The sequence below is a fragment of the Oricola nitratireducens genome (assembly GCF_014904745.1).
In the GTDB taxonomy this organism is placed as follows: Bacteria; Pseudomonadota; Alphaproteobacteria; order Rhizobiales; family Rhizobiaceae; genus Oricola; species Oricola nitratireducens.
In genome coordinates this window covers 146,245-159,322 of the sequence record NZ_JACZCS010000011.1, presented here as the reverse complement: position 1 = coordinate 159,322, position 13,078 = coordinate 146,245, and the positions used below count along the sequence as shown (strand labels likewise).

Sequence of the window (13,078 nt, the reverse complement as noted above, 5' to 3'; positions counted from 1 at the left end):
GTCCGCCATGACCACGCCTAGACACAAACCGGACAGACGATCGCCATCGCGGCCGAAGGACACACGACGCGGGACCGGAAAATCCGCGCCGATACGCCATCATCACATTTTCTCGGCGATCATCGCCCGTGCGGAAGATCTCGAGCCGGTCAGCCTTGCCGTCGTCTATCCGCTGAGCGAGGTTTCGCTTCGCGGCGCCTGCGAGGCCGCCGAGCTCGGTCTGGTCCGGCCGATCCTGATCGGTCCCGTCGCCGAATTGACGGCCTTCGCCGATAGCCTCGGGCTCGACATATCGGATTACGAACTCGTCGCCGCGGACAGCGAGGAGGCGGCGGCCGAGGCCGGCGTGGACCTGTGCCATGCGGGCAAGGCCGAGGCGCTGATGAAGGGAAGCCTGCACACCGACCATCTCATGCACGCGGTGATGAAGGACGGGTCTGGCCTGCGGACCGCGCGCCGCGTCAGCCATGTCTTCGTTCTCGACGTGCCGGCATACCCGCGAATGCTGATGATTACCGATGCCGCCATCAACATCTACCCGACGCTCGAGGACAAGGTGGATATTGTCCGCAACGCGATCGAACTGGCGCAAGTGCTGGGCGTCGAGGAACCGAAGGTGGCGATCCTGTCGGCCGTCGAAACGGTGACGCCGAAAATCGTTTCGACGCTGGACGCCGCCGCGCTCTGCAAGATGGCCGACCGTGGCCAGATCACCGGCGGCATTCTCGACGGGCCGCTGGCCTTCGACAACGCGATCGACCTGAAGGCCGCGCAAATCAAGCACATTCATTCGCCTGTCGCGGGGAAAGCCGATATTCTCCTGGTTCCCGATCTGGAGGCAGGCAACATGCTGGCAAAGCAACTGGAATATCTGGCGCAGTCCGAAGCGGCCGGTATCGTGCTCGGCGCCCGGGTCCCGATCATCCTGACGAGCCGGGCGGACAGCGCCAAGGCCCGGCTGGCCTCTTGCGCGGTCGGCGTTCTGCTCGCCCACGACAGGCGCAAGACGGCCGCTCCGTCGTCGTCATACGCCCTCGCAAACGGAACGCCGACATGAGCGGCACATCCGTAAAGAAGCCCGATTTCGAGCACAGCGTGCCTTGGTTCTGGCCGGTCGCGGCGGCGATCGAGATGGAGGAGGAGGGGCTGCAGCTTTTCCAGGACAATGTGCGTTTCCTCGCCGAAGCCGAAACAATCGAGGCGCCGCCGTCGCCGCAATGGGCGACGCCGAACCGCGTCGTTCTCGATCTCGACACGATGCGGCTGAGGGACTTTTCGCGCCTCGACGCGAAATCGGGCGCGGTGCCGGTGCTGGTCGATGCGCCCTATGCCGGCCACAGTTCGACCATCGCCGATTATGCGACAGGTCAGAGCCTCGTCGAAACCCTGATGGCGGCGGGTCTCCGCCACGTGCTCGCCACCGACTGGAAGACCGCCACCGAGGCGATGCGCGATTTCGGCATCGACAAGTATCTGACCGACATCGATACCGCGGTGGAGCGGCTCGGCGGGCGCGTCAATCTCGTCGGCCTGTGCCAGGGCGGCTGGATGTCGGCGATGTATGCCTGCCTTCATCCCGGCAAGGTCGCGTCGCTGGTTCTTGCCGGAGCGCCGATCGATACCGACGCCGGCAACGGTCCGATCAGGAAGATCGCGCACGAACTGCCGCTCAGCTTCTACGAGGAAATGGTCGCTTCCGGCGGCGGCCGCATGCTCGGCCAGTACATGCTCGCCGGCTGGAAAAACATGCACCCGGGCGAGCAATATGTCGGCAAGTTCATCGACCTCTACGAACACATCGAGGACAAAAGTTACATCAAGCGCACGGAAGAATTCGAGCGGTGGTACGAGAACCCGCTCGATCTGCCGGGCCGCTACTACCTGCAGGCCATTCAACTTCTGTTCAAGGAGAACCGCTTCGCCAAGGGCGAGTTCGTCGCGCATGGCCACACATTGAAGCTGAAGGATATCACCTGTCCGGTCTTTTTGCTGGCCGGCGAGGCCGATGACATCACGACGAAGGAGCAGGTCTTCGCGGCGGAGCATCTGGTCGGTACGCCGCCGGACCGGATCACGAAAAACCTGGTTCCTGGCGGCCATATTGGCCTGTTCATGGGAACCCGCACGCTCGGCGAGGCATGGCCCGGAATTGCCCGCTGGATCGCTGCGAACGGAGGAGCATGAAACGGGGGGAGCCCGATAGCGAAAGAAAGCACATCCAATGTCGAAAGCTCGCGAAGACTCCAATGGCGGCGAAACGCCGCCCGACACGGACATCCACACCGGCCTGACGCAAAAGGAAGCGGCGGAGCGGCTGCAGCGCGACGGTCCGAACGCGCTCAGCGAAAAGAAGACCAGTACGCTCGAACGGCTGGCGCGCTATTTCTGGGGCCCGATCCCGTGGATGATCGAGGCGGCGGCGATCCTCTCGGCGTCGCTCGGCAACTGGGGCGATTTTTCGATCATCATGGTCATGCTGCTGGTCAATGCCGGTGTCGATTTCTGGCAGGAAAACAAGGCCGGCAACGCGATCGAGGCGCTGAAACAGCGGCTTGCCCTGAATGCGCGCGTGCTGCGCGACGGGACATGGCAGACGGTGCCGGCGCGCGATCTCGTGCGCGGCGACGTCGTGCGGCTGCAACTCGGCAACGTCACGCCTGCGGATATGCTGTTGGCCGAGGGCGATTATCTGAGCGCCGACGAATCCGCCCTGACCGGTGAATCGCTGCCGGTCGAGAAAGCCGTCGGCGAGACCGCCTATTCGGGGTCGGTCATCAAGCTCGGCGAGATGACGGGCATCGTCACTGAGACCGGCATGAAGACCTATTTCGGCAAGACGGCGCAACTGGTCCAGTCGGCGCAGACGCGATCGCATTTCCAGCGCGCGGTGCTGAGCATCGGCAATTTCCTGATCATGACGACGCTGGTGCTGGTGTCGATCATCCTGCTGGTTTCGCTTTTCCGTCATACGCCGTTCTGGCAGACGGTGCAGTTCTCGCTGATCCTGACCGTGGCGGCGATCCCGGTCGCGCTGCCGACGGTGTTGTCGGTGACCATGGCCGTCGGGGCGGAAAAGCTCGCCGACATGAAGGCGATCGTCTCGCGCCTCGTTTCGATCGAGGAACTGGCGGGCGTCGACGTACTGTGCGCCGACAAGACCGGCACGCTGACGCGCAACCAGCTGACGATCGGCGAGTTGCGCCCGGCCGACAAGGTCGGTGCAGGCGATCTGCTACTTGCCGCGCGCCTTGCCAGCGAGCGTACCGAGCCCGACGCCATCGACACGGCCGTACTTGCCGCCGGCGACGCGGCGGACGAAGACACCTACGAGATCCGCAAGTTCACGCCCTTCGATCCGGTCTCGAAGCGCACCGAGGCCGAAACCCTCCATGACGGCAAGACCGTCTCGTTCTCCAAGGGCGCGCCGCAGGTGATCCTCGATCTCGTCGCTCCGGAAGCGGCGACGCGTACACGCATCGAGGGCGAGGTGGAGGAACTCGCCGCCGCCGGTTACCGCGCGCTCGGCGCCGCGCGCAGGCAGGGCAACGGTAAGTGGCAGTTCCTCGGCCTGATCCCGATCTTCGACCCGCCGCGCGAGGATGCCGCCGAGACCATCGCCAAGGCGAAAAAGATGGGTCTGTCGATCAAGATGATCACCGGCGACCATGAAGCGATCGCGCGGCAGATCGCCGGCAAGCTCGGCCTTGGCGGCAAGATCCGGTCGGCGACCCAGCTGTTCGAGGACGGCACCGCGGACGTCGCCGAAAGCATCGAAAACGCCGACGGCGTGGCCCGCGTCCTGCCCGAGCACAAGTTCCGGATCGTCAAGGCGCTGCAGGACCGCGATCACATCGTCGCCATGACGGGCGACGGCGTCAACGACGCCCCGGCGCTGAAACAGGCCGATGCCGGCATCGCCGTCAGCGGCGCGACCGACGCGGCGCGCGCCGCCGCCGACGTCGTGCTGACCGGCTCGGGTCTCAACGTGATCGCGTCGGCCATCGAGGAGGCGCGCCGCATCTTCGAGCGCATGACCAGCTACGCGACCTTCCGGATCGCCGAGACGATCCGCGTGCTGATCTTCATGTCGCTGTCGATCCTGATTTTCGACTTCTACCCGGTGACGGCGATCATGATCGTTCTCCTCGCCGTGCTGAACGACTTCCCGATCATGATGATCGCCTATGACAACGCCAACGTCGCGGCGAAGCCGGTGCGATGGAACATGCACCGCGTGCTGACCATCGCCGCCTGCCTAGGCCTGATGGGCGTCGGCGAAACCTTCCTGCTGTTCTGGTATGTCGACACCGTCATGCATCTGCCGCGCGAGACGATCCAGACGATTATCTTCCTCAAGCTGCTCGTCGCGGGCCACCTGACGATCTATGTGACGCGCAACCAACGCTGGTTCTGGATGAAGCCTTGGCCGAGCCTTCGGCTGTTCGTGACGACGGAAACCACCCAGATCCTGGGCACGCTGGTCGCGGTCTACGGCATCTTCGTGTCGCCGATCGGCTGGAAATACGCGCTCGCCGTCTGGGTCTACGCACTTGCCTGGCTGCCGATCGAGAGCGCGGTGGCATTGGCGATACGCCGCTCGCTCGACCTCGGCGCGGCCCGTCAGCGAACCCATCTGAGCCGGGCCGAAACGCCGCTGTCGAACCGCTGATGCGGCGTGGGCGCGGTTTCGCGCCCGCCCGGTCGGCGCGGCATGGCACGGCTTGCCGGCCCGAAGGATATCCCGATTTGACAAAGCGCGGCCGGCAGCGCTCCTATGCCGGTCCCGGCGGCGGGCGAGGGCAGGGATCATTCCGCAGATGGCGATCGAGGACATACAACTGGTTATTTTCGACTGCGATGGCGTGCTCATCGACAGCGAGGTCATCAGTGCGCGCATCCTGATCGAACAACTCGGCCGCGTCGGCGTGCATGTCGATTTCCCCTATGTGCAGAAAAACTTCCTCGGCCGTTCCTGGACGAAGGTCGCCGCCGAAGTGCGCATCTCCTACGGCCTCGATCTCGATTCCGACTTCGAGGACCGCTACCGCAGCGACCTTCTGGCCGCCTTCGAGACCGAACTGCGCGCCGTGGCCGGTGTCGGGGACGTCCTCGGCAATATCGGCGTGTCGTTCTGCGTGGCGACCAGTTCGAGCCCGAAGCGGGCGCGCCGGTCGCTTGAACTGTCCGGCCTCGCGCCGTACTTCGGCGACCGCCTGTTCACGGCTTCGCAGGTTGCCAACGGCAAGCCCGCGCCGGATCTGTTCTTTTTTACCGCCGATTCCATGGGCGTCGATCCGCGCCACTGCCTCGTGATCGAGGACGCCATGCCCGGCGTCCATGCCGCGCGCGCCGCCGGCATGCAGGTCTGGCGGTTCACGGGCGCCAGCCATCTGCGCGGCCTTGACGCGGACGAACTCACCGAGGGCGGCGCGCTGACCACCTTTGACAAATGGAGCCAATTCTTTGAAATGGCTCCACAACTCAAAAGAAGCATGGAAGCGACGTCCGAACGCCATGGCTAGCAAGATCGAAAGCGAAACGAGCCGTCTCGACGACGCGGCGAGGGCCGGCTGGCTCTATTATGTCGCGGGCAACACCCAGGACGAGATCGCGCGCAAGCTCGGTGTCTCGCGCCAGTCGGCGCAGCGGCTGGTATCGCTTGCGGTCAGCGAACGTCTCGTCAAGGTACGCCTCGATCATCCCATCGCCCATTGCATGGAGCTGAGCGCCAGCCTGAAGGAGAAATTCGGCCTGAAAAGCTGCGAGGTCGTGCCGAGCGACCCTGACGCGCCGTCCTCGATCGTCGGCATCGCCCAGGCGGGGGCGGCGGAGATGGAGCGGCATCTCAAATCGCAGCACCCCAAGATCATCGCTATCGGCACGGGGCGGGCGCTGCGCGCCTGTGTGGAGCAATTGCCGCCGATGGATTGCCCGCAGCACTCCGTCGTCTCGCTGCTCGGCAACATGATGTCGGACGGTTCGGCGACGGCCTACAACGTCGTCATCCGCATGGCTGAGCGGGTCAGCGCGAAACATTATCCGATGCCGCTGCCCGTCTATGCGCGCTCGACGGAAGAAAAACGCATCCTCCACAACCAGGAGCCGGTGCACAACATCCTCGAACTCGCGCGCCAGGCCGACGTCACCTTTGTCGGCGTCGGCAACATGGACATGAGCGCGCCGCTTCTCGTCGACGGCTTCCTGACGCGCGACGAAATCCGCGCCTTCAACCGCGCGGGCGCGGTCGGCGAGATCACCTCGTGGGTCTACGACAAGAACGGCCATGTCATCGAGGGACTGGTCAACGACCGCGTCAACAGCGCGCCGCTGGTGTCCGATTCGCCAAACCCGATTTTCGGGATCGCCGCCGGCGAGGCGAAGGTCGAGGCGATCCGCGGTGCCATGATAGGCAAGCTGATCAATTGCCTGATCACCAATGAGCTGACGGCGGAACTTCTGCTCAAGGATTGAGCAAAAAATCTTTTGCCTCTAGTGATCTGATTTTACACCAAAATCTCAATTTTTCCGTGGCCCGCCGGTGCATGCTGGGGGTGCGGCATCTTGACTTGCTTCTTTGTCGATGTGAGTATTTGCTCGTACTTGTAGCAAATGCCCATAGTTTGGCATTGGGAGGAAAATCATGAAAATCTTCGTTCGCGCCCTGCTGGGCGCGTCTGCGCTGTCGCTTGTCTCGTTCGCCGCTTCGGCCACCGACATCACGGTGGCGACCGTCAACAATGGCGACATGATCCGGATGCAGGGGCTGATGGACGATTTTTACGCCAAGCACCCGGACATCAAGGTAAACTGGGTCACGCTCGAAGAGAACGCCTTGCGCCAGCAGGTCACCACCGACATCGCCACCGGCGGCGGCCAGTTCGACGTGCTGACGATCGGCACCTACGAAGTTCCGATCTGGGCCAAGCAGGGCTGGCTGGTGTCGCTGGACAACCTGCCTGCAAGCTATGATATCAATGACCTTCTGCCGCCGATCCGGGCAGGCCTGAGCTATGACGGAAAGCTCTATGCTTCCCCGTTCTATGGCGAATCCTCTTTCGTCAACTATCGGACTGATCTGGCAGAGAAGGCCGGCGTGACGATCCCCGAAAAACCGACCTGGGACGACATCAAGACGGCGGCCGCCGCGATGAACGATCCCGACAATGGCGTCTACGGCATCTGCCTGCGCGGCAAACCGGGCTGGGGCGAGAACACAGCCTTCATCACCACGATGGCCAATTCCTACGGCGCGCGCTGGTTCGATATGGAATGGCATCCGCAGTTCAACACCCCCGAATGGAAGGCGACGCTGGACGATTACCTGGAGCTTCTGACCAAGTACGGACCGCCGGGAGCGAGCGCGAACGGCTATAACGAAAACCTAACGCTTTCGCTTCAGGGCAAGTGCGGGATCCGTATCGATGCGACAGTGTCGGCGTCGTCGCTTCTCGATCCCAAGCAGTCCGAATTCGCCGACAAGGTCGCCTTCGCCCTGGCTCCAGACAAGGGGCTTGGCAAGCGCGCAAACTGGCTCTGGGCATGGTCGCTGGCGATCCCGAAATCGTCGCAAAAGCAGGACGCCGCGAAGACATTCATCGACTGGGCAACCAACAAGGACTATCTGGCCCTCGTTGCTTCGAAGGAGGGTTGGGCCAACGTGCCTCCGGGAACTCGCAAGTCGCTCTACGAGAACCCTGAATACGCGAAGCTTCCGTTCGCCAGGTTGACGCTGGAATCGATCAACTCGGCTGACCCGGATCATCCCACGGTCCAGCCCGTGCCCTATACCGGTGTCCAGTTCGTCGCGATCCCGGAGTTCCAGGGGATCGGTACCTCGGTTGGCCAAGAGTTCTCGGCCGCCCTCGCGGGCCAGGAGACCGCCGATGAGGCGCTCGCCAACGCTCAGAAGCTGACCGATGAAGAAATGAAGGCCGCCGGTTACTACTGAGCCCTGCTCTGACCTGAACGCAGGCCCGGGGCGGCATCGCCCGCTCCGGAGCCAACTTCCGCAGCCGCGCCCCGCTACCGGCGTCTGACCCAGAGGTGGGAGTCAGTCCAGGGCGCGGCGCCGAGCCCCCACCCGCTGGAGCGTCCCATGGCCACGCAAGCCTCTCGGTCAGCCGCACGTTACATGATCTCTCCCTCGGTGATCATGTTGTTCATCTGGATGGCAGTCCCCCTGGGGATGGTGCTGTACTATTCGTTCCGACGGTATCGGCTGCTGAACCCTGAACGCGCGGGATGGGTCGGATGGGGCAACTATTCCAACTTCGTCTTCTCGGGAGACTTCGGCGGCGCGCTGGTCAACACCCTGATACTGGTCCTGGGCGTGCTGATCATCACCGTTGTCCTCGGCATCCTGATTGCAATCCTTATCGACCAGCCCCTATGGGGCCAGGGGCCCGTGCGGATCCTTGTGATCTCGCCGTTCTTCATCATGCCGCCCGTGTCGGCGCTGGTCTGGAAGAACATGTTCTTCAACCCGACCAACGGCCTGTTTGCCGCGCTGTTCGACTGGCTCGGGTTCCAGCCCTACGACTTCCTCGGGCAGTCGCCGCTGACCTCGATCATCATGATCGTCGCCTGGGAATGGCTGCCCTTTGCCACGCTGATCCTGCTGACCTCACTGCAGTCGCTGGACCGCGACCAGCTCGAGGCGGCCGAGATGGACGGCGCGGCGCCACTTGCGCGGTTCTGGTACATCATGCTGCCGCATATGAGCAGGGCGATCACCGTCGTGATCCTGATCCAGACGATCTTCCTGCTTGGGATCTTCGGTGAGATCCTGGTGACCACCTCGGGCGGTCCCGGCACCGCATCCACCACCTTGCCCTTCCTGATCTTCAAGAAGGCGCTGCTCGACTTCGACGTCGGCGCGGCCGCGGCCGGCGGCGTGATCGCGGTCATCCTTGCCAACATCGTCGCCATCTTCCTGATGAAGGCGATCGGCAAGAACCTGGATTGAGGGAGGAACACCCATGGCACGTGCCGCCACACCGGCCCGCAAGACCGTAAACACCATCGCCGCCTGGGTCGTGGCCCTGATCATTTTCTTCCCGATCTTCTGGACGGTGATGACCAGCTTCAAGCCCGAGCCCGTCGCGGTGGCCTTCCCACCGGTCTGGTTCGACTTTCCCTGGTCGTTCGAGAACTATCAGACCGTGATCCAGCTGCGCGGCTACGGCCAGTTCTTCTGGAACTCGGTGGTGATCGCCTTCGGCTCGACCATCCTGGGGATGATCATTGCGATCCCCGCTGCCTGGGCGATGGCCTTCGTCCACGGACCGCGGACCAAGGATCTGCTGATGTGGATGTTGTCGACCAAGATGATGCCGGCCGCCGGCGTCCTGGTGCCGATCTACCTGATCGGAAAGGCCCTTGGCCTGATGGACACCCGATTCCTGCTGACCATCGTCCTGATGCTGATGAACCTGCCGATCATCGTCTGGATGCTGTACACCTACTTCCGCGAAATTCCGGGCGAGATACTGGAAGCGGCGCGGATGGACGGTGCCTCGCTGGCGAACGAGATCATCTACGTGCTGACGCCGATGGCCGTGCCGGGGATCGCCTCGACGCTGCTGCTGAACGTCATCATGGCCTGGAACGAGAGCTTCTGGACGCTGAACCTGACCGCGTTCCAGGCCGCGCCCCTGACCAAGTTCATCGCCGGCTTCTCGTCGCCGCAAGGCCTGTTCTACGCCAAGCTCTCGGCGGCCTCGGTGATGGCGTTCCTGCCGATCCTGATCCTGGGCTGGTTCAGCCAGAAACAACTCGTACGCGGCCTGACTTTCGGCGCCGTGAAGTAGGGGAAGACCATGGGAAGCATTACCCTCAAGCAAGTCACCAAGAGCTTCGGCAGCACGAATGTGATTCCGCCGCTCGATCTTGAGATCCATGACGGGGAGTTCGTGGTCTTCGTCGGTCCGTCGGGCTGCGGCAAGTCCACGCTGCTGCGGCTGATCGCAGGGCTCGAAGATGTCAGCTCCGGCGTCATCGAGATCGACGGCGTCAACGCGACGGAGAAGCCGCCGGCAAAACGGGGCCTCGCAATGGTGTTCCAGTCCTATGCGCTCTACCCGCACATGTCGGTGCGCAAGAACATCGCGTTTCCGCTGAAGATGGCCGGCATCGATCAGGCGGAGGCCGACCAGAAGGTTGCGGCCGCGGCTAAGGTGCTGAACCTCACCGACTATCTCGACCGCCGTCCGGGCCAGCTTTCCGGCGGCCAGCGCCAGCGTGTCGCCATCGGCCGTGCGATCGTGCGGGAGCCGGCGGCCTTCCTGTTCGACGAACCGCTGTCGAACCTGGACGCGGCGCTGCGCGTCGGCATGCGCCTTGAGATTTCCGAGCTTCACAAGCGGCTGAAGACCACGATGATCTACGTGACGCATGACCAGGTCGAAGCCATGACCATGGCCGACAAGATCGTGGTCCTGCATGCCGGCGTCATCGAGCAGGTCGGCTCGCCGCTCGAACTCTATCGCGAACCGCGCAACCTCTTTGTCGCCGGCTTCATCGGCTCGCCGAAGATGAACTTCATCGAAGGCGCGGAAGCCGCGAAACACGGCGCGCACACGATCGGCGTCCGGCCCGAACATATCGACGTGTCAGACACGGATGGTCCCTGGAGAGGCACCGTCGGCGTGTCGGAACATCTGGGCTCGGATACGTTCTTCCATATCACCGGCACCGGACTGGCGGATGCGCTGACCGTCAGGGCAAGCGGCGAGGTAGGGCTCAATCGCGGCGACACGATCTTCCTGACGCCGCAGGCCGACAAGATCCACAAGTTTGACGCCAATGGCCTGAGGATCGAATGAAAAGGCTCGACGGCAAAACGGCGCTGATCACTGGCGCCGCGCGCGGCATCGGCAAGGCGTTTGCCGAAGCCTATGTGCGCGAGGGCGCGACGGTCGCCATCGCCGACATCAATTTCGACGGTGCCGAGGCGACCGCGAAGGAGATCGGCGACAAGGCCTATGCGGTGCATCTCGACGTGACGAAACAGGAGTCCATCGACGCGGCGATAAGGACGGTCGAGGAGAAGACCGGCGGCCTCGATATCCTGATCAACAATGCCGCGCTGTTCGATCTCGCCCCGATCGTCGAGATCACCCGCGAGAGCTATGACCGGCTGTTCTCGATCAACGTCGCCGGCACACTGTTCACGATGCAGGCGGCGGCACGCTCGATGATCGCGCGCGGCAAGGGCGGCAGGATCATCAACATGGCCAGCCAGGCCGGCCGGCGCGGCGAGGCGCTCGTCGCCGTCTATTGCGCGACCAAGGCCGCCGTCATCAGCCTGACCCAGTCGGCCGGCCTCGATCTGATCAGGCACGGCATAAACGTCAACGCGATTTCGCCCGGCGTCGTCGATGGCGAGCACTGGGACGGCGTCGATGCGCTGTTCGCCAGGCATGAAGGCCTGAAGCCCGGCGAGAAGAAAAAGCAGGTCGCCGCAGCCGTCCCCTATGGCCGCATGGGTACCGCCGAGGATCTCACCGGCATGGCCGTTTTCCTGGCCTCCTCGGAGGCTGAATACATCGTCGCCCAGACCTACAATGTCGACGGCGGCAACTGGATGAGCTGAACGCCATGGTTACAAAGCTCTCACTCGACAATCTGTCCGCCATCGGCGCGGACGTCGCCAAGCCCTCCTATGCCCGCGGCGATCTCTCGCCCGGCATCGTCCATATCGGCGTCGGAAATTTTCACCGCGCGCATCAGGGAATCTACCTGCACCGGCTATTCGAATCCGGCCGCGACCACGACTGGGCCATCGTCGGCGCGGGCGTGAAACCCTATGACGATGCGATGCGCGGCAAGCTGGAGGCGCAGGACTGGCTGACCACGGTCGTCGAACTGGATCCCGCCGGCTTCTCGGCAACCGTCAGCGGATCGATGATCGATTTCGCCAGGGTCGATCCCGTCGGCCTGATCGACACGATGGCGCAGCCCGAAATCCGCATCGTTTCGCTGACGGTCACCGAAGGCGGCTACTATGTCGACGCCAAGACCGGCGGCTTCGACGCGTCGCATCCCGAAATCGTCGCCGACCGGGACAGTCCGGATCATCCAAAGACCGTCTTCGGCATCATCATCGCGGCGTTGATGAAACGGCGCGACGCGGGGATCGCGCCGTTCACGGTGATGTCGTGCGACAACCTGCCGGAAAACGGCCATGTCGCCCGCAACGCGGTGCTCGGCCTCGCCGAGGGCAGGGCGGACGACGCGCATGACTGGATCGCGGAGAATGTTGCATTCCCATGCGGCATGGTCGATTGCATCACGCCGGCGACGGGCCCGCGCGAGATCGGCCTGGTGCGCGAGAAATTCGGCATCGAGGATGCCGCGCCGGTTGTCTGCGAACCGTTCCGGCAATGGGTGCTGGAGGACAACTTCCCGCAAGGGCGTCCGGCGCTTGAAACCGTCGGCGTCGAATTCGTCGACGATGTCGCGCCCTACGAGCTGATGAAGCTGCGCATCCTCAATGGCGGCCACGCGACGATCGCCTATCCGGCGGGTCTCCTGGGTATCCATTTCGTTCACTCGGCGATGGAAAACCCGCTGGTGGCGGGATTCCTCGAGAAGCTGGAATTCTCCGAGATCATCCCGACCGTGCCGGAAATCCCCGGCGTCAGTCTGACCGGCTATTACGAAAAGATCGTCGAACGCTTCGCCAATGTCGCCGTCGGCGACACGATCCCGCGTCTTTGCCTCGACGGTTCCAACCGCCAGCCGAAATTCATCCTGCCGACAATCGCGGCCCGCCTCGAAAAAGGTCAGTCCGTCGACGGCCTCGCGCTCGAGGTGGCGCTGTGGTGCCGCTATTGCGCCGGAACCGACGAAAACGGCAAGACGATCACGATTGACGACATCGCCGCGGAGCGGCTCACCCGCCAGGCGCTGGCGGCCCGCGACGATCCGTCGGCATGGCTGGCGATGCACGACATCTTCGGCGATCTCGGCAAGGACGGGATTTTCGCTAACGCCTTCGCCGCTGCGCTGCGTGCGCTCTGGGCCGGCGGCGTACGTGCGACGCTGGAAACCTATTTGGACGAGACGCCCGCCTGAA

Annotated in this window: 11 protein-coding genes; all 11 read left to right on the top strand. The window is 63.5% G+C overall.

Annotated features, from left to right (window positions below; genetic code table 11):
• The first annotated feature begins 7 nt into the window (after positions 1-7).
• The 11 genes from IG169_RS08105 to IG169_RS08055 all read left to right on the top strand — a co-directional run bounded on the left by IG169_RS08105 (position 8) and on the right by IG169_RS08055 (position 13,077).
• Positions 8-1,057 (top strand): bifunctional enoyl-CoA hydratase/phosphate acetyltransferase, encoded by a 1,050-nt coding sequence (locus tag IG169_RS08105; RefSeq protein ID WP_193175673.1) that lies wholly within the window; start codon positions 8-10, stop codon positions 1,055-1,057.
• Entirely contained in the window at positions 1,054-2,184 is a 1,131-nt protein-coding gene (locus IG169_RS08100) for an alpha/beta fold hydrolase (protein WP_193175672.1), read from the top strand. The genes IG169_RS08105 and IG169_RS08100 overlap by 4 nt, the downstream gene beginning before the upstream one ends.
• Before the next feature lie 37 nt (positions 2,185-2,221).
• Positions 2,222-4,669: a plasma-membrane proton-efflux P-type ATPase gene (locus tag IG169_RS08095; RefSeq protein WP_193175671.1), complete on the top strand. Its 2,448-nt coding sequence runs from the start codon at positions 2,222-2,224 to the stop codon at positions 4,667-4,669.
• Positions 4,670-4,817: 148 nt separating this feature from the next.
• The gene (locus IG169_RS08090) at positions 4,818-5,522 is read left to right on the top strand and encodes an HAD family hydrolase (RefSeq protein WP_193175670.1); all 705 of its coding nucleotides are present in this window, start codon (positions 4,818-4,820) and stop codon (positions 5,520-5,522) included.
• Entirely contained in the window at positions 5,515-6,471 is a 957-nt protein-coding gene (locus IG169_RS08085) for a sugar-binding transcriptional regulator (RefSeq protein WP_193175669.1), read from the top strand. The genes IG169_RS08090 and IG169_RS08085 overlap by 8 nt, the downstream gene beginning before the upstream one ends.
• A 169-nt stretch (positions 6,472-6,640) precedes the next feature.
• On the top strand, positions 6,641-7,948 hold the full coding sequence (locus IG169_RS08080; RefSeq protein ID WP_193175668.1) for an ABC transporter substrate-binding protein: 1,308 nt from the start codon (positions 6,641-6,643) through the stop codon (positions 7,946-7,948).
• 147 nt (positions 7,949-8,095) lie between these two features.
• Entirely contained in the window at positions 8,096-8,965 is an 870-nt protein-coding gene (locus tag IG169_RS08075) for a carbohydrate ABC transporter permease (RefSeq protein ID WP_193175667.1), read from the top strand.
• A 13-nt stretch (positions 8,966-8,978) separates the two neighbouring features.
• Complete coding sequence (locus IG169_RS08070) at positions 8,979-9,809, top strand: carbohydrate ABC transporter permease (protein WP_193175666.1); 831 nt, start codon at positions 8,979-8,981, stop codon at positions 9,807-9,809.
• A gap of 9 nt (positions 9,810-9,818) precedes the next feature.
• Entirely contained in the window at positions 9,819-10,823 is a 1,005-nt protein-coding gene (locus IG169_RS08065; RefSeq protein WP_193175665.1) for an ABC transporter ATP-binding protein, read from the top strand.
• Entirely contained in the window at positions 10,820-11,593 is a 774-nt protein-coding gene (locus IG169_RS08060) for an L-iditol 2-dehydrogenase (RefSeq protein ID WP_193175664.1), read from the top strand. The genes IG169_RS08065 and IG169_RS08060 overlap by 4 nt, the downstream gene beginning before the upstream one ends.
• A gap of 5 nt (positions 11,594-11,598) precedes the next feature.
• On the top strand, positions 11,599-13,077 hold the full coding sequence (locus IG169_RS08055; RefSeq protein WP_193175663.1) for a mannitol dehydrogenase family protein: 1,479 nt from the start codon (positions 11,599-11,601) through the stop codon (positions 13,075-13,077).
• The last annotated feature ends 1 nt before the right edge of the window (position 13,078 follow it).